At 70.0% G+C, this 16,723-nt stretch carries 11 protein-coding genes, 1 tRNA gene, 1 pseudogene and 2 CRISPR repeat arrays; of the genes and pseudogenes, 3 read left to right on the top strand and 10 right to left on the bottom strand.

Going from position 1 to position 16,723, the window contains the following annotated elements:
- Positions 1-800: 800 nt before the first annotated feature.
- Both MXD58_RS06840 and MXD58_RS06835 read right to left on the bottom strand, forming a co-directional pair.
- The gene (locus MXD58_RS06840) at positions 801-1,175 is read right to left on the bottom strand and encodes a winged helix-turn-helix transcriptional regulator (RefSeq protein ID WP_248840669.1); all 375 of its coding nucleotides are present in this window, start codon (positions 1,173-1,175) and stop codon (positions 801-803) included.
- Positions 1,176-1,283: 108 nt separating this feature from the next.
- Complete coding sequence (locus MXD58_RS06835) at positions 1,284-1,565, bottom strand: hypothetical protein (RefSeq protein ID WP_248840668.1); 282 nt, start codon at positions 1,563-1,565, stop codon at positions 1,284-1,286.
- Between the two features lie 142 nt (positions 1,566-1,707).
- Here MXD58_RS06835 and MXD58_RS06830 point away from each other — a divergent pair.
- Positions 1,708-1,780: transfer RNA gene (locus MXD58_RS06830), tRNA-Asn, on the top strand.
- Between the two features lie 238 nt (positions 1,781-2,018).
- Positions 2,019-3,449: direct repeats of the CRISPR family, unit length 29 nt; unit sequence CGGATCACCCCCACGGGCGTGGGGAGGAC.
- An 18-nt stretch (positions 3,450-3,467) separates the two neighbouring features.
- On the opposite strand, the gene cas2e is transcribed toward MXD58_RS06830, so the two are convergent.
- From cas2e to casA, 7 genes are read right to left on the bottom strand one after another with little or no spacing between them, the layout of a single operon-like run.
- Positions 3,468-3,773 (bottom strand): type I-E CRISPR-associated endoribonuclease Cas2e, encoded by a 306-nt coding sequence (cas2e, locus tag MXD58_RS06825; protein WP_250609123.1) that lies wholly within the window; start codon positions 3,771-3,773, stop codon positions 3,468-3,470.
- Positions 3,761-4,849, bottom strand: a complete 1,089-nt coding sequence (cas1e, locus tag MXD58_RS06820; RefSeq protein ID WP_248840666.1) for a type I-E CRISPR-associated endonuclease Cas1e — start codon at positions 4,847-4,849, stop codon at positions 3,761-3,763. Before cas1e ends, cas2e begins: the two co-directional genes overlap by 13 nt.
- Positions 4,846-5,490 carry a type I-E CRISPR-associated protein Cas6/Cse3/CasE gene (gene cas6e, locus MXD58_RS06815; protein WP_248840665.1) on the bottom strand — a complete coding sequence of 215 codons (645 nt, stop codon included), beginning with the start codon at positions 5,488-5,490 and terminating at the stop codon, positions 4,846-4,848. Before cas6e ends, cas1e begins: the two co-directional genes overlap by 4 nt.
- Positions 5,487-6,248, bottom strand: a complete 762-nt coding sequence (gene cas5e, locus MXD58_RS06810) for a type I-E CRISPR-associated protein Cas5/CasD (RefSeq protein WP_248840664.1) — start codon at positions 6,246-6,248, stop codon at positions 5,487-5,489. The genes cas6e and cas5e overlap by 4 nt, the downstream gene beginning before the upstream one ends.
- Positions 6,245-7,384, bottom strand: a complete 1,140-nt coding sequence (cas7e, locus tag MXD58_RS06805) for a type I-E CRISPR-associated protein Cas7/Cse4/CasC (protein WP_248840663.1) — start codon at positions 7,382-7,384, stop codon at positions 6,245-6,247. The genes cas5e and cas7e overlap by 4 nt, the downstream gene beginning before the upstream one ends.
- Positions 7,381-8,190, bottom strand: a complete 810-nt coding sequence (casB, locus tag MXD58_RS06800; protein WP_248840662.1) for a type I-E CRISPR-associated protein Cse2/CasB — start codon at positions 8,188-8,190, stop codon at positions 7,381-7,383. Before casB ends, cas7e begins: the two co-directional genes overlap by 4 nt.
- A complete protein-coding gene (casA, locus tag MXD58_RS06795; RefSeq protein WP_248840661.1) occupies positions 8,187-9,758 on the bottom strand; it encodes a type I-E CRISPR-associated protein Cse1/CasA in 1,572 nt (523 codons plus the stop codon). The genes casB and casA overlap by 4 nt, the downstream gene beginning before the upstream one ends.
- A gap of 274 nt (positions 9,759-10,032) precedes the next feature.
- Here casA and cas3 point away from each other — a divergent pair, with 274 nt between their 5' ends.
- The gene (gene cas3, locus MXD58_RS06790; RefSeq protein WP_248840660.1) at positions 10,033-12,822 is read left to right on the top strand and encodes a CRISPR-associated helicase Cas3'; all 2,790 of its coding nucleotides are present in this window, start codon (positions 10,033-10,035) and stop codon (positions 12,820-12,822) included.
- 92 nt (positions 12,823-12,914) lie between these two features.
- A CRISPR array of direct repeats spans positions 12,915-15,197; the repeat unit is 29 nt; unit sequence GTCTTCCCCACGCCCGTGGGGGTGTTCCG.
- Positions 15,198-15,247: 50 nt separating this feature from the next.
- On the opposite strand, the pseudogene MXD58_RS06785 reads toward cas3, so the two are convergent.
- Positions 15,248-15,433, bottom strand: a pseudogene (locus tag MXD58_RS06785) (VOC family protein); the annotation flags it as partial.
- Positions 15,434-15,862: 429 nt separating this feature from the next.
- On the opposite strand from MXD58_RS06785, the gene MXD58_RS06780 reads away from it, so the two are divergent.
- Positions 15,863-16,723: hypothetical protein (locus MXD58_RS06780; protein ID WP_250609122.1), on the top strand; the 861-nt coding region annotated here is incomplete at its 3' end.

The raw sequence follows: 16,723 nt of genomic DNA, 5'->3' as shown, positions 1-16,723 counted from the left end.
GCCACCACCTCACCACCACCCCCCACACCCCCCACCAACCCACCACCCCCCTCGACCTCCTCAGCGACTAACCACCCCACCCACCCACCACCACCCGCGCGTCCAGAGGGACCCCCACCCCTCTGGACGCGGACATCCGAGCCCACACGCCCGCGCCGTCGGCCGGCAAGCCGGAAGACTGATTGAAATATCTCGACAATTAGTCGACGAAATCCGTCCGCAGTGCGGCCTTTCATCGCGGGTCCGCAACTCCACAACCGTGTCGACGGACAAACCCGCAGGCCGGTCGGCGGCCCACCGAAGGTCGGCGGCTCACCGAAGGTCGGCACGACCGGCCAGCGGACCGCCGCCTCCGCGTCGCGCGCCGGCCCGGCGCAATCCCCACCGCCTTCGCCGAGGGTCGCCGCGCGGGTGACACGCCAAGTCTCGTGTGCGCGGGAGAAGCGGCCGCAGACAAAGCCGCGGACAAAGATGTGCCCGGGTCGCGGCTGGGACGGGCCACGACCCGGGCTGGGAAGACCCGCCAGAGGTCGGGGTTACCTCCGCCGGGTGAAGTCTGGGTCAATCAGGTCGGCCGGCGCCTGGGGAGCGCCCTTCCGACAGAGACCAGCACACCCGGTGGGACCTAAAGAAGGCTTAAGATCACCAAAAGACAAGCTGTGATCCGACAGTGACTCCCAGTCGAGTACAGGCCATCAGTCCGTAATGCTCCTAGGAGACCGGGCTACGGCTGTCCGACCCACCGGCACGCGCCTGACGCGGCGCCACCCGCCCACCCGCCGCCCCATCGGTCGGGATTGTCAGGGCTCGCCGTGACCACGCGAGGAGGCGCCCCGGGGGGCTCGCTGACGGGGACTCAGCTGCGACCACTCGCCCGCCCAGGACGCCAGTGGTTCGACCACACCCTGCAGGCGGCGGCCATGGGCGGTCAGGCGGTACTCGCCAACCTCGTCCACCTCGACGAGCCCGGCCTCCCGCAACTCCCGCAGCCGTTGACTGAGCCCCGCCTCGGGGGCGTTCAGCCGGGTCTGCAACACCCGGAACGAGGACGGTCCGCCCCGTAGATGCCAGAAGGCCCCGAGCGCGAACCGCCGAGCGAGCAGCTCCACCAGAGCCCCGAGAGCCGCGGGCGCACCGCCGCCGGCCTCGTCCGCGGCGTTTCCGCCCCGCGCCACGCGACGCGCCCCACGGCGATCGGCCGTACTCATCGATCCCCCACCGATCTACACCCTGCCACCCACCAGTCACCAGACACCCCGGCCCTCAGCCACCGGACATCGCAGTCAGTGGGCGCCGACTGAGCTGACGCCGTTCGAGCTGTGCACGCCGGTCGGCCGGAACCGCCGCCTCCCGGACGGCTCGACCTCGCCCGCGAGCATGTCCCGGACCCGCTGGTAGAGCGTCCCCGCCTGGGCGGAGACCAGCCCGGCCGCGCTCTGCACCTCCGGGCGCTCCCGGACCTCGCGCGCCTGACGCATGATCGTGTCGTACTTCTCCCGCCCGGCGCGGGCGCCGAGCACGTAGCCGACCCCGAGGGCGATGACGACACTGGGCCTGATGTGCATGGTGCCTCCCAGGAGACCGAGAGATGTGCCGACGGATGGCCACCGACCGGCCGGCGTTGTGCCGCCGTGTCGATTCCTACCCCACCTCCAGGACTGCCCGAACCTCAGGTAGGCTGACGACGTCAGGTGCTCACGCACCCGGTCCCGCGTAGCTCAATTGGCAGAGCAGCCGGCTGTTAACCGGCAGGTTAGAGGTTCGAGTCCTCTCGCGGGAGCAATCGCCCAGGTCAGAAGCTTGATCGGGTATCATCTCTTGATCGCTACCACAGAATACCCGCAGAAATTGTGGCGGGCCCCACATGGCGCCCCAGAGCATGTGCCTGCGAGACATCCCGGGACCCCTCGTCATCGAGACGTCCGCGTCCGGATCCGTCGGACCCAGCATCCTCTCCACATGATCACGTGCCTGATCGCCGCGCCCCCCTACCCGCACCTCGACACCCCCGTCGGCAGCGGATCACCCCCACGGGCGTGGGGAGGACAAGACTGTTTTCCGTGGCGCACCAGGGTGAGCCGGATCACCCCCACGGGCGTGGGGAGGACCTGAGATGGCCGACGAGACCCCAGCTCCGCCGCGGATCACCCCCACGGGCGTGGGGAGGACGCTGGCCGAGGGCGGCGGCGATCTGCTGGCCCGGATCACCCCCACGGGCGTGGGGAGGACGACGATCGCCGGGGTCATCCTGTCGGCATCCTCGGATCACCCCCACGGGCGTGGGGAGGACACCCAGGTTTCGATGTCGGCGGCGAGCCAGATCGGATCACCCCCACGGGCGTGGGGAGGACTCGATTCCCCGGAACGCATTCAGAGAAACGCGCGGATCACCCCCACGGGCGTGGGGAGGACAGGATCGCCGCGATGTTGACGGCCGTGGTCGTCGGATCACCCCCACGGGCGTGGGGAGGACCCCGCGAGGAGATCGGGAAGAACAAGGCCGAGCGGATCACCCCCACGGGCGTGGGGAGGACGGCGCGAAGCCGGCGGGTGAACAGCTGCGCGGCGGATCACCCCCACGGGCGTTGGGAGGACAGTGACGCGGCCCGCAACGTGCCGCCATTTTTCGGATCACCCCCACGGGCGTGGGGAGGACGACCGCTGCCCGCTCGGCTTCGGTGAAGTTCGCGGATCACCCCCACGGGCGTGGGGAGGACCAGGTCACCCCGCGCAGCGGCCGGGGAGGCTGTGGATCACCCCCACGGGCGTGGGGAGGACGCCGTGCCCGATGCCCGGTCCTACCGGATCACCGGATCACCCCCACGGGCGTGGGGAGGACCCGCCGACGAGCTGCCACAGCTCATCCGGATCCGGATCACCCCCACGGGCGTGGGGAGGACGAGAACGCCGTTGCGGAGCCGTGAGTTGGCGGCGGATCACCCCCACGGGCGTGGGGAGGACCACGCGACAGGCGACACCACCCACAGTCACAACGGATCACCCCCACGGGCGTGGGGAGGACCGCAGCGTCTGGGAGGCGTTGTCGTCGTACAACGGATCACCCCCACGGGCGTGGGGAGGACGTATCTGCGGACCCCCGGAAGTGTTCTACGACCGGATCACCCCCACGGGCGTGGGGAGGACAACTCCTCGAACTCGGAGTCGAGCCTGTTCCGCGGATCACCCCCACGGGCGTGGGGAGGACGTCGAGGCCGTCAACGAGAGTTTCACCGACGGCGGATCACCCCCACGGGCGTGGGGAGGACGTACAGACGGTCCATCATGGTGTTGCTCGCTCCGGATCACCCCCACGGGCGTGGGGAGGACATCTCCGCGGCGATGCGGGCGTACTTGTGGTCCGGATCACCCCCACGGGCGTGGGGAGGACTGGGATACGGCGATGCGCGCGACGATCGCGAACGGATCACCCCCACGGGCGTGGGGAGGACGCTTCGTGACCTGGGGCTTTAGGGGGTCTCCTGCGTCTGTTGTGAATTGAGGCCGACGAGTTGGAGTCCGTCGAAGTCGAGGATGTGGCGGCGTCGTTCGCCGGCGGTTTTGATCGTGAAACCCTGTTCGGTGTCGGCGGGGTGGATGCAGACGGCGGCGCCGTCGGCGATGCTGTCCGCGACGGCGTTCCATAGTTTGTCGCGGACGCGGGCGGAGACGGTGCCGACGTAGAGGCCGGCGGTGGGTTCGACGAGCCAGCGGCTGAGGGCTCCACGGACGTGGTCGGGGACGGCGGTCGTGGAGATGACGATCATTCCTGCCATGGGATGCCCAGGTTGACGTTGACGTCCTCGGGTTCGAGGTCGCCGTTGTCGACGGCGGTCTCGGCGGTGTCGTCTGGGCTTTGGTCCGAGCCGTCGCTGTAGTTGACGCCGGCTGGGACGGCGCCGAGTCGCGGGTCCCAGAGGTGGACCATGTCGACGGCGAGGTTGCCGCGATCGTCTTCGTCGTCGGACTCGCCCGGCTGGGTGGGATCGCGGTCGAGGTCCAGCAGTTTCTGGATGTCCCGGACGATGGTGGGGAGCAGCCTGACGAGGCGGAATTCTTCTCGTAGGCGTGTTCGCGCGGCGCGTTCGGGGTTCGGTGAGTCGTGCAGGGCGAACGCGAGCGGCATGGTGAGGTCGGCTTTGTAGAGGTCGGCGATGTCGTAGACGAAGGCGAGCTGGGTGCCGCTGTGGACGAATCCGAGTGCGGGTGAGCAGCCAAGCGCGCAGACGGCGGCGTGGACGACGCCGTACAGGCAGGCGCTGGCGGCGGACAGGGCGAGATTGACAGGGTCCTGGCGGTCCCAATTCGCCGGATCGTAGTTGCGGCGGAATCGGGGAGCACCATGTTTCTGGGCGAGGAGGCGGTAGTAGGCCTTGACCCGCTGGCCTTCCATGCCGCGTAGCTGGGCGAGGGTGGTGCCCTCCGGGACCTCGGTGGAGAAACGCTGCCGGTACATCCGGCTGGCGACCTGGACGCGCAGGTCGTCATCCGCCCAGGCGCGGGCCTGTTTCTCCAGCCAGGCAGTGGTGAGACCGGCGGGGTGGATGGTGGCGTAGCTGCGGATCCCGCCGGCGCCGACGCAGACGAGGCTGGTGCCGTGCCGGGCGATGGTGCTCATCGCCGCTTGGGTGATGGAGGTGCCGGGCCCGAGCAGGATGCAGGACAGGGTCGCGACGGGAAGGCGGACCTGTTCGGTTCCGCGGTGGGAGACGACGTGGGCGAGGACGCCGGTGTCGTCCTGGAAAACCTTCACGGCTTCGAGGTAGAGGAACGACAGCGAGTCCGCGACGCGGGGCAGCATCGCGAGGGTCGGCCGGCCCAGGCGGTGTTTCCCGGTCGCGGGTGTGCTCATCGGGTGCCCCCGAGCGGGGCGATGGACAGCAGTCCCGCGCCGTGGGCTTTGCCGCGGCCGACGCCGGTGAGGATCGCGGCGCGCAGCGCGTCGGGGTCGGTGACGACCGCGACTCCGTCGTAGCGGGTGAGGGCGTGACGGACCTGGGCGCGGCCGCGGCGAGGCCCGGTGATGTCGTCCAGGGGTAACGCGGTGGAACTGCGCAGCTCCAAACCGCACCGTCCGGCGCGGGTGGTCCACCAGCTTTCGGCCTCGTCGCCGCGCAGGACCGCGAGCTTGCCGGGGTGTTTCGCGGTGCGGCCGAGTCTCTTCGTGGGGTTGGCGACGAGTCGGTAGTGCACGCCGCGACCGGTGTGCAGCCGGTCGAGCAGGCCGGTCAGGTCGCGGGTGGCGACCTGACCGTAGCCGGCGGGCAGTGCTTCGACGAACGGCGCCAACCGGGTCTGGACGAGGATCTCGACGCCGGTGCGTTTCTCCTCGAGACGGAACAGCGCGCCGGCGAGGCTGCGCGCGTCGGGACCTATCTGGTCGGGAAGCAGTTGCATGACACGCTTGTGGAGCGCGACAGCGTCGGCGAGATCGGCGCGCACGTCTCCTCGACGCAGGTCCGGCAGGATTCGGACCAGCCACACGGCGCTCATGACTGCTCCTGCATGTAGCTGTAGAGCGCCCGGCGGAACGTCGGGCCGTCGGCACTGAACATCGTCGCGGGCAGGGACAGGGATTCGCGGCGCACGGATCGCCGCTGGTAGCGGCGATCCAGGCTCGCGAAGCTGATCGGCACGTCGGCCAGTTCGGTGGCCGCGTCCGGGTCGGCCGGATCGGTCTCGACGATGAGGTCGACGGTGGTATCCGGTGGCGTGGCGGTCAGGCGCCGTCGGCGGCGTGGGACGGGAACCCGGGTCCGCAGATGGGCCTCCGGGTCGTCGACGTCAGCGCGCAGGAGCAGCGGCTGCTCCGGCGGGCAGGATCTGCGGCCGAGGTACGGCTGCCAGCGGGGCTCCCGCAGCGCCTCGACGAGTTCGGTCAGGAGCTGGTCTGGTCCGGTGACGGCGACGGTGAACACGGCGTCGGACAGGTAGCGGCGCCGGCTGACGATGGTGCCGGTGTCCCCGGAACGGTGCTTGCCATCGGCGATGGGCACCGTACGAGCTGCGGGCAGGCCGCCGCCGACGGTGTGGAAGTCCGTGAGCGGCACCCCCGGTGCATCGACGCGGACGGCGAAGCCAAGCGGATCGAAGCGGCTGAGCGACTCCCCGCGCGGAAGGCCGACGGCGCCGGCGAGCAGGCCGATGAGTCCGGAGCGGGTCGGGAACGCCACGGTGTCCCGATCGGCGAACGTGCTGTGTTCGCCCCAGGACTGCAGCGGGCCGGCGAGCCGCAGGATCAGCCCACTCATGCCGACGTCGGGTAGGAGGCGTCGACCGCGGCGGCCAGCAACTGCCGGTAGGAGCCGTACTGCTCACCCAGCCCGGCGGTGCGTGGCTTGCCGTCGATGGCGCCATGGCCGTGGACGAGCAGGCTGGCCGGGCTGTCCCAGACACGGTGCAGCCCGGCGGCGTAGTCGTCGAGGGCGTCCCGGGCCGCCTCGCCGTAGCCACCTTCGATGCCGGCGGCGACGGGCCGCTCGAATGCCGCCGCCAGCGACATCGGCCGGTCAGCGCGCACCGCGACGTAGGCGAGTTCCGGTGGGGTGTTGGGGGCGGTCGCGTTCTGCTTTCCGGTGGGCAGCGCGCTGAGGAACGCGTCGAGGAACTCCCCCGTCAGCTCCCGTGCCATCGCGGCGTCACCGTCGAGGTTGTCCACGAGGCCGCGCAGGTCCAGGCAGGCGTAGCGGTAGAATGTTCCGGCGGAGAATTCCCCGGCGTTCATGTGGCCGCTGCCGTGGTCCTCTCCGGATGGGATGTCGTCGACGGCGGTGAAGAAGTCGATTTCCGGTGTGGTGGCGTGCACGGTGAAGGCGTGCGCGACCTGCACGGCGCCGTCGACGTCCGCGCCGGGCAGCTCCGCGAGCATCCGACCGAACAAGTTGATCGTCCCAGTCCGGCTGGCGAGGATCGCCGCGACCTCCGCGACAGGCAGCACCGGCTTCGCGGTCTTCTTCGCGCTCTCGGTCTCCAACACGGCCCGGTGCTCGGTCGCGAGCGCCGCGAGCTCGTCCAGCCCCGCCTCAGGCAGATAGAGCAGCACCGAGGAGATGTCGTTCTTCTCCCGATCCTTCTCAATCTTGATGCCCTTCTTCCCGGCGGACATCAGCACCTGATGGCCCGCGAACGTCGCGAGCTCGCCCGGCCAGCCAGCCAGCACAAGCCGTTCCGCCACCGAGGTGATGATCCGCCGGGTACGGACTGCCGGATCACCCAACGCGGTCTCGACCGTCAGGCGAACCTGACGCTTCCACGACTGGGACGACACGCGCGTGCGGGTCGCCGCGCCATAGACGACGGTCTTCGGTGCGCCGAGGTCGTCCCGGTTGAGATTCGAGAAGGGAATCGTCTGCAGCAGATGAATGTCGAGGAAACGGGGCGGGGTCATGACGTCTCGCTTTCGTTCACGGCGGCCGCACCGCCAGTGGAATTGTCGGTAGTCGAAGCGGCCGGTGACAGCGCCGCAGGGCGGGCCGAGACGGCGCGGTAGTAGTCCTGCAGCCAGCCCTTGGCGACCTGGTCGCGGTAGCGGCCCCACCGGGCCAGGTCCACGATCAGCGGTACCCAGGCGACCGGAACGAGATCGGCCCGCAACTGGCCGACGAGCCGAGGGAGATGACGATGCACCCCGGCGACGTCCTGCCGGCATAGCAGATGCAGGCGCGGCGGGAGCGTCTCCCCATTCAGCTTCCCCGCCCGCACCGCCACTCCCAGCGTGAAACCAATGCTCGGCCGCCGCCGCCCGGCAGTTGCCTGCTTCGCCGGTTCGTCAACGACGCCCGCGCTCTCGGCGGCCGCCTCGCCCGCCGTTACTTCCTCGGTGGAGGCCGGCTCCGACCCCACCTGCTGGGATGACGATTCAGTGTCCGCCGCGGCGATCTCGACGTCCCGCGCGGACCGCGGCTGCGCCGCGATCAGAGCCGCGACCGTATAGAAGGCCCGTTCGATCGCGACCGCGTCAATCGCGGTATCCGGATAGGAGCCGTCCCGAGCCGGATCGGGTAGCGCGGGCAGATACGGCGCGATCAGCCCGTGTGCCCGTGCCACCGCCGGGTCCTGCGGCAGACGACCGAGGCTGCGGCGCAGCACCGCGCGCCGGCCCGGAACCGCGAGCACCCCGGTGACAGCATCGACGAGCCGGGTCGCGCGCCACTCGATGTCCGCCAGCTTGTCCTGCGTGACGAGGTTGGTCATGCCGCGTCCTCACTCTTCGCGCCACTGCCAGCGGTGACGGTGAACCCACGGATCTGCCGGCGGTGCAACGCGAGCGCCCGAGTCATCCGCCAGTGCACCGGCGAGGTGATCTCGCTAGCGATCCTGTCGTAGACCTGCAGTGCGAGCCGCACGAACGGCCCTGTCGGGTCCGCGAAGTCGCCGGCCTTCACCGCCTGCCAGAACAGCCGTTCGGCCCCCGGCCAGTACTGTGCCTCCGCCGCGGCGACCCACGGCCCCTGCGGACCATCAGCCCGAGGCGTGCTTCCCGGTGCGTCCGCCGGATCGGACTGCCGCGCCCACGCCAGCTTCAACGCCCGCACCAGACTGCGCCCGACCTGCTCGGCGGCCACCCGCGTGGCGCTGACGCCCACCGCTCGACTACCCGGACGGCCTTCCCGCCAGCCCAGCACCGCCGGTGTCAGCCCACTGAAGTACTGCTGATCACGGGTCTGACCGTCCTGGTCGAACCCGTAGACCCGAACCCGCAGAGACTCGGCCAGGTCCTCAGGCAGCAGTTCGAACACCGACGGCTTGGTCCGCGGCATCTCCCCCGTCTCGTTCATCAGCAGCGCGTCGAGATCACGCCACAACGCCCGTTCCAGCTTCGCCCCCCGCGCGTAGGTATCGTCCTTCTGGCTGGTCTGGTAGATCAGATAGGGATCCCGATCAGGACGCTGCTTGTCCCGGAACGCCCACGTCAGCCGGGCGTCAACGACCGACTTTCCATCCGCTGACGGGGTAAGCAGAAGTGCGTGCTGGAACCGACCGGCGAGCCGACGCCCCAGCCCTCGCAGCAGCGGCGGACTGGCGCTCGGGTGCGGCAGCGCCGACATCTCCCACGGCGCCGCGTCCTGCGCGCCCGCCGCGGCGAAACGTTCCTCATCGGACGGTGCGGGGATACCGGACACCAACGACTCGAACAGGTTCCGGCCTATCGGATGGAACGACAGGCTGCCCCGCAGCGGGCCGGCCATCGTGTCCGCCTTCGACACCGCCCCCACCGTCCGCGTCGTGCATCGCCCCGACGGACCGAAATACATCCGGGCGATCAGATGCCAGACGGCTTCCGGTGTCGGGACCGGCGTTACGGTCGTCTCCGTGTGATGGTCAAAGAAGACCTGGTTGCTACCCGCCGGTCGCCCGAGGACCAGTTTGTTGATCCCCGAGGTCACCGCACACTGCTCCGCCAGCCGCGGATCCTGCAGCCACGGCCGCACCGGATCGAACAGATCGAACCGATCGGCATACCGCTCGAAATAGCTCTCGACCTCGTCTTCCGCGAACCGGCCCGCGTCCAGAAGGCCGTACCGACGGTCCTCGAACTCCGACACCTCGAGCATCGGATCATCCAACCCGCTCACCCGCGCCGCCAGCAGATACAGGACCCGCCACAGCCCCGCCGCCGCCGGCGCCACCGGAAGCTCCACATCCTCCAGCTCATGCGCCCGCAGCAGCAGCTCCCGCAGCCCCACGGGACTCCGCGACGAGCCCTCACGCGCCGGTATCCATTGCTGTTCCCGCAGGTCAAAGACCTGTTCCCTCACCACGATTCACACATCCGTACCCCCGTATCCCCATCCCTGCGTCACGAGACGGTCACCTCGCGTTCGCCATCGAATGCGCCGTTCACTCTGCCACCGACCTCCGACAAAAACGGGCTCCCGAGAGAGGCTTTGTTCGCCGTCGAGCGGCATCATGGCCGCGCCTGGTCCCTCGCGGACACATCCTTCGGCCGCAGTACCTGCCCGCCTTCCGGCACGGACGTCCTCGGATAATCGGCTCCGACGTACTCTCGCCGTCGGTCAGAAACGGGGAACCGCCATGCGCGTACAACAACCGGGAGACGTCGCCCCGCTGGACCTGAGGCTGTGGGGAAAGCGGAAAGGGTTATCGGGTCCGTATCCGCTGGTGTTCCACCTGCTCGACACCGGTGCGGCGGTGGAGGTGCTGTGGCGGGACTACCTGTCCTCCTCGATCCGGCGGACCATCGCGGCCGGGCTCGACGTCTCGGCCGCGGACGCAGGTCGCCTGCTGGCGTTCTGGGCCGCGCTGCACGATCTTGGGAAGCTCGTCCCGGGATTCCAGGTGCTCGCGCCGGACGCGTTCGCCGCGCTCGACGGATACTCGGCCGCCGGCGGCCGCAGCGACGTCCCGCACCAGCGGATGACGCAGCTCTGGTTGGGCCGCATGCTCGGCGATCTCGGCTATCCCACCAGCCGGGTCCGCAAGGATTCCGGGTTTCAGGTCGCCGAGCTCCTCGGCGGACACCATGGCTGTTTCACCAGCGCCAACCCCGCCGACTACGCCACGGTCCACGACCTGCCCCACCTGGGCGCCGGCGTCTGGGAAGCCCAGCGTCGAGCGGTCCTGCACACCGTCAACGAGGTCTTCGATCCGCCGCCAGCCCCGGCCTCCGTGCCCCCGCACGTGGCCGCGATCAGCACCGCCGTCGTCATCCTCGCGGACTGGTTGGTCAGCCAGGAAACCTTCCTGCGGCCCCGCGTCGAGACCCACCTGCGCGCGGCCAGGTCGTCGACCGCGAGCGTCGAGCAGCTCCGCGCGCACCGGCAGGCCACCTTCACCGACGTCCCCGACCTGCTGTCCGCCGCCGGCCTCGGCCGCGCGTCACTACGCCCCGGAACCTTCGCCGAGGAGTTCCCGGCGATCGACGAGCCCAACGAGCTGCAGCTGTCGGTCGCCGCCAAGCTGCCGGGGATCCTGTCCGGACCGGGCCTGCTGCTGGTGATGGCACCGATGGGAGTCGGCAAGACCGAGACAGCGCTGCACGCCGCCCGGCTCATGGGTGAGGCCGCCGGCACCAGCGGACTGTTCGTCACCCTGCCGACCATGGCGACCGCGGACCAGATGTACCGCCGTGTCCTCACCTACTCCAAGCGGCGCCTCGTCAAGGACACGGCGATGACGCTGCTGCACTCCATGGCCTGGCTGAACGCCGAGTACACCGACCCGGGCGGCGGGCTGGTCGTCACCGGCGACGGCGAGCGCTCCGGCGAGGCAGCCGTCACGGCCAGCGCCTGGCTCCGCGGGCGCAAACGCGGACTTCTCGCCGCGATGGCCGTCGGCACCGTCGACCAGGCGCTGCTCGCCGTCCTGCCCATCAAGCACAGCGTGCTGCGGATGCTCGGCCTCGCGGGCAAGGTACTCGTCGTCGACGAAGTCCACGCCTACGACGCCTACATGCAGATGCTCCTTGCCCGGCTCCTGACCTGGCTCGGCGCCCTCGACGTCCCGGTCGTCCTGCTCTCCGCCACCCTGCCTGGTTCGGTCGCGCACCGCCTCGTCCGCGCCTACCTGACCGGCGCGGGTCACCGCAGCACCGAGCCACCCCCGGTCACCTATCCCGGCTGGATCCACGTCGACGCCGCGACCGGAACCTCGACCGTCCAACCCGTCGCGCTGCCCTCACGTCCCCTCACCGTGGAAACGATGACCGTACAGGTCGACCGGAAGTTGGGAGCAGACCGGTCCGCGGCTCTGCGGACACTGCTCGCGCCGCTCGTGGCTGACGGCGGATGCGCGATGGTGCTTTGCACCACCGTCGTCGAAGCCCAGGCTACCTACCGGCTTCTGAAGACATGGTTCGACGAACTGACCGCAGCCGGCACCGCGACTGGAAGACCCGCACCCGCCCTGGGCATCTTGCATGCACGGTTCCCCGCCCAGCAGCGTGAGGAGATCACCAAGGTCGTGACGGCCGCCTTCGGCCGCGACGCCCTGTCCAGGCCGCACGCCGTCCTCGTCGCCACCCAGGTCGCCGAGCAGTCCCTCGACCTGGACCTCGACCTCATCATCAGCGACCTCGCCCCGATCGCGCAGCTCCTGCAACGCTCCGGCCGATGCCAACGCCACGCCATCTTCGACGACCACCGCCCAGCCTGGGCCGCCGCAGGTCCCCGGCTCGTCGTCCTCACACCGCCGACCGCCGGCGGCGAACTGGAACTACCCGACCGTTGGACGGCCGTCTATGACCGGTCCCTGCTCGAACGCACCTACCTGCTCCTGTCCCGGCGAGCGCCCGGCACCATCTCGATCCCCGAGGATGTGCAGGAGATAGTCGAGGAGGTCTACGACCAGACGTTCTCCGAGGACCTCAGCGAAGCCGAACTCGCCCGCCGCATGAACGACGAAGTCCGCTACAGCATCGCCGAACAGACGGCGATCCCGACCCCGAAAAACGCGATCCCCCTCGCCAAACTAACCTCCAGCGACCTCGTCGAGGACAAGGTCAGCACCCGGCTCGGCATCGAATCCGTCCGCGTCATCTGCTGCTTCGTCGACCCGAACGGCGACCAGTGGTTCGACCCTGCCCGATGCCAACCCCTGCCGACCCAGGGCAGCCGGCCGGACGGCACGTTCACCACCGCCGACGTCCGTGCGATCCTGGTCCACGGCATCCCCGTCGCGGAAGGAGAGTGGTACCGACGCCGCCAAGAGGGCACCACCACACTCCCTACGCGGTGGGCCGACCACACGGCGCTCCGCGACATCGTCCTCCTACCTCACCCCATCGACGATTCCGGTCACGTCCAGCCAGCCGAGATCGGCGGCCGCACATTCCTCCTCGACCCCGAACTCGGCCTCACCTGGTGACGACAACCCTCAGCCGCCACCAGCCCGCAGCGGCCTCCAGCCCCAAATCACAACGGACGCAGGACCCCCTTTAAACCCGCAGGTCAGGAAGAGTCTTCCCCACGCCCGTGGGGGTGTTCCGTGGGCACAGGATGATCACCGCAGGGTCCGTGAGTCTTCCCCACGCCCGTGGGGGTGTTCCGAACCTGCGGTCCGAGAAGGCCCAGGTCCGCGCGTCTTCCCCACGCCCGTGGGGGTGTTCCGTCGGTGCACGACGCCGGCTGGTCGGCGTTCGTGTCTTCCCCACGCCCGTGGGGGTGTTCCGATCAACCGTGGGAACCTGCGGGCCTTGATCAAGTCTTCCCCACGCCCGTGGGGGTGTTCCGTCCGCAAATGGCATTCGGGCGGCTGGGCGATTGTCTTCCCCACGCCCGTGGGGGTGTTCCGATCCGCGCCGCTTTCCAGGGGCGGCTTCAGTTGTCTTCCCCACGCCCGTGGGGGTGTTCCGGTGCAGGGGCCGGCGGACGTTGAACCACCCAAGTCTTCCCCACGCCCGTGGGGGTGTTCCGTCGCCGTCCGACATCGGGTTCCGTCAGGAAACGTCTTCCCCACGCCCGTGGGGGTGTTCCGCCCGTTGCAGACCGAGGAGGTCGCGGCGGCGTGTCTTCCCCACGCCCGTGGGGGTGTTCCGTGCCCGCCCTGGCTCGCCTACGCCCTCATCGGGTCTTCCCCACGCCCGTGGGGGTGTTCCGGTGAACAATAGCGGCTTCCGAGCAGCGAAGATGTCTTCCCCACGCCCGTGGGGGTGTTCCGGCGAAGACGCCGAAGCCTGGGCTGACCGAGGCGTCTTCCCCACGCCCGTGGGGGTGTTCCGTCCACGTCCCGCTGGCCTCGGAGATCGCGTCCGTCTTCCCCACGCCCGTGGGGGTGTTCCGCGCCGCCGGCTGGATCGTCTGGGACGTGGAGAGTCTTCCCCACGCCCGTGGGGGTGTTCCGGTCCTCGACCCTTTCGCCGGATCGGGCTCCACGTCTTCCCCACGCCCGTGGGGGTGTTCCGGATCCGGATGAGCTGTGGCAGCTCGTCGGCGGGTCTTCCCCACGCCCGTGGGGGTGTTCCGTCGTACCAGACCTGGCCGCCGTACGGGGTGCAGTCTTCCCCACGCCCGTGGGGGTGTTCCGTCGGCGTAACGCCGGTAGATGATCGCGTGCAGTCTTCCCACGCCCGTGGGGGTGTTCCGCCGCTGAGCTGATCGTCGCCCGCGTCTGCGATGTCTTCCCCACGCCCGTGGGGGTGTTCCGTAACGGGTAAATCCCAACCTTCAAAGAGGACCGTCTTCCCCACGCCCGTGGGGGTGTTCCGCTGGCATTATCACCAGCGTTTCAGCGAGCAAAGTCTTCCCCACGCCCGTGGGGGTGTTCCGTCCAACCTGCTGGAGCGCCTGGTCGTAGTCGGGTCTTCCCCACGCCCGTGGGGGTGTTCCGCTGCGAACCGGTGGAACCTCGCCGGGTATCAGGTCTTCCCCACGCCCGTGGGGGTGTTCCGCCTCGGTCAGCTCGACGGCGGGGGCACCATCGGTCTTCCCCACGCCCGTGGGGGTGTTCCGGGTGCGGGCGGAGCCAGACGCGCGGAGCTCATGTCTTCCCCACGCCCGTGGGGGTGTTCCGCTCGTCCAGCAGCTCCGCAGCCTCGGCATCAAGTCTTCCCCACGCCCGTGGGGGTGTTCCGGCAGGCTACGTCCCTCGGATGGAATTCCGCGAGTCTTCCCCACGCCCGTGGGGGTGTTCCGAGCAGGTGGTGCCCCGGTCGAGGTCGCTGCCGTCTTCCCCACGCCCGTGGGGGTGTTCCGAGTTCGCCAACGCCGCCAGCGACGCCGTCGACGTCTTCCCCACGCCCGTGGGGGTGTTCCGGGTCGCCCAGCACGGGGCAAGCGCGATAGCCGGTCTTCCCCACGCCCGTGGGGGTGTTCCGCAACCGACAGCCATGCCGCCCCGCACACGGTGGTCTTCCCCACGCCCGTGGGGGTGTTCCGGGAAAGCGGCGTGATCACAGACGGATTCCGCGGTCTTCCCCACGCCCGTGGGGGTGTTCCTCCGAGAGCTGGGTGGTGCGGGTCCTGTGACCGGTCTTCCCCACGCCCGTGGGGGTGTTCCGAATAACGAATGATGAGACCGGGTGGCGTGCGCGTCTTCCCCACGCCCGTGGGGGTGTTCCGGAGAGATCATGTCCGATGACCCTGTGATCATAGTCTTCCCCACGCCCGTGGGGGTGTTCCGCATGACGAAGCTGGTCCGTGACGCCCAGATGGGTCTTCCCCACGCCCGTGGGGGTGTTCCGCCCTCATCGCATGGCCGTACCGGAATCACCGGGTCTTCCCCACGCCCGTGGGGGTGTTCCGGAGGTATACGGAATGCCATCGGCGACGAGGGCCTGTTTGAACGGGCGGGCCGCGGGGTGCGCGTCCGGCTCCAGCAGCAGCTCGACGCCGTCGGGGGCATCCGGAGCGACGACGGTGAGCCAGCGGTGTTCGCCCAGCGGCACCTCGGACTTCTTCACGAAGCGGAGCACCTCCGTGTAGAAGCGCAGCGCCTTGTCCTGATCATCGACCAGGACGCTGGTCAGGTGGATCCTCATCGCCCGTCGGCTCCCTGGCTGTCGGCTCGCAGTTCGCGGTTCGCGACCAGCTCGGCGCCCGGGCGCCGTAGGCGAGGGTCACCGGGCCTGCCAAAGTCCATCAGGCAGGGCTCAGGCCGCTCGTCGCCCGGTCGGGCCCATGGCAGTCCAGTACGCCGTGCCGACCTCCGCCCAACCCGGAACCGGACGCCTCGGCCGGAGATGCGACTCGCCGGCCGCCCCGGGCAGGGGCGCGCCGGCCGTCTTGGATCGACGGACGGCGGACTCCCCGAAGCCCGAAGTCACGTTCAGGCGAGACCCTTCGACTACCCTGAGCTACATGTTGGTTGCTCCCGGCGGTGGGCCCAGGCGGGGTGACGACACGTCGTGGCCAGCGTCCGCCGGGCCTTCCGGCAGGTCGGCGCGTTCCAGGTATGTCGAGGTGGGCCGTTGACGGAGCCCAAGTCGCCGCGCGACGACGCCCCAGCCGGCCCAGACTCCACCCGAACGGCCACGGCGGTGGTCACGGCAAGCCTGTCTCTGGCCTGTGTGAGTGCCCTGGCCGGGCTGGGCGTGCCCGGCCTCACCTGTGTCGCCGCCGCCGGAGTCGGCTTCGCCGCCGTGGTACGCACGCTGTCGCGCCTCGTGGTCGTCTATGTCACCGTGGTGGCGATCGGCATCGTGGTCGCCGGGCGGATCGTGTCGGCGGACGCGCTGCTGGTCCCGAGCGCGGTTCCGGCCCCGGACGGGTTCGCCGACACCTGCGCGGGCCTGTGGATCTCGGTCGCCGTGACCGCCGGAGCCCTCAGTGCGCACCTGGCCGGTCGCCGGATGGCACGCCTGCCTACCTCCTGCCCCGCGCCGATCACAACGGCCAGGCTTGCCGCACCCGTCAGGGAGGGTTCGCCGGTCGCGGCGGACGTGCGGCGTCGCGCCAGGTCGCCGATGTCGTCCCCGACGGTTTCCGCCCAGGTCGCCGGTGGCCGTGACGCGGCTCGGCGGATGACGGTCGCCGTCCTCGCGGCCGCCGGGCTGGCCGCCGCCGGGCAGGCCTATCTGGTCGCCGCGGGTTCCCTTGGCGTCTCCGCGCAGTACGCGGGTGGGACGACCGGCGGCGGCTACCTGGGGCTGCTGGCCGCGGTCGGTCCGCTGCTCGCGGGAGCCGCTCTGCTCGCGACGTCCCAGCGGCACTCGCCCTCGCCCGGGCTGCGAGGGCTGGCCTGGCTGGAGTTCCTCGCGCATGCCGGGCTGCTGGTGCTGACCGGGTTCCGCGGCGCGGCCCCGGCCCTGTGCCTGGCGACGCTGCTCGCC

The organism is Frankia sp. AgKG'84/4 (assembly GCF_023242965.2).
GTDB lineage: Bacteria > Actinomycetota > Actinomycetes > Frankiales > Frankiaceae > Frankia.
The sequence above is the reverse complement of the archived record's forward strand: the minus strand, read 5'-3'. Positions and strand labels throughout refer to the sequence as shown.

What these genes read in the sequence shown, in the direction of transcription:
- casB (WP_248840662.1), bottom strand. Translation starts at nt 8,190, where the DNA reads ATGACCAACCTCGTCACGCAGGACAAGCTGGCGGACATCGAGTGGCGC.
- cas3 (WP_248840660.1), top strand. Translation starts at nt 10,033, where the DNA reads ATGCGCGTACAACAACCGGGAGACGTCGCCCCGCTGGACCTGAGGCTG.
- MXD58_RS06835 (WP_248840668.1), bottom strand. Translation starts at nt 1,565, where the DNA reads ATGCACATCAGGCCCAGTGTCGTCATCGCCCTCGGGGTCGGCTACGTG.
- cas2e (WP_250609123.1), bottom strand. Translation starts at nt 3,773, where the DNA reads ATGGCAGGAATGATCGTCATCTCCACGACCGCCGTCCCCGACCACGTC.
- cas5e (WP_248840664.1), bottom strand. Translation starts at nt 6,248, where the DNA reads ATGAGTGGGCTGATCCTGCGGCTCGCCGGCCCGCTGCAGTCCTGGGGC.
- cas7e (WP_248840663.1), bottom strand. Translation starts at nt 7,384, where the DNA reads ATGACCCCGCCCCGTTTCCTCGACATTCATCTGCTGCAGACGATTCCC.
- cas6e (WP_248840665.1), bottom strand. Translation starts at nt 5,490, where the DNA reads ATGAGCGCCGTGTGGCTGGTCCGAATCCTGCCGGACCTGCGTCGAGGA.
- cas1e (WP_248840666.1), bottom strand. Translation starts at nt 4,849, where the DNA reads ATGAGCACACCCGCGACCGGGAAACACCGCCTGGGCCGGCCGACCCTC.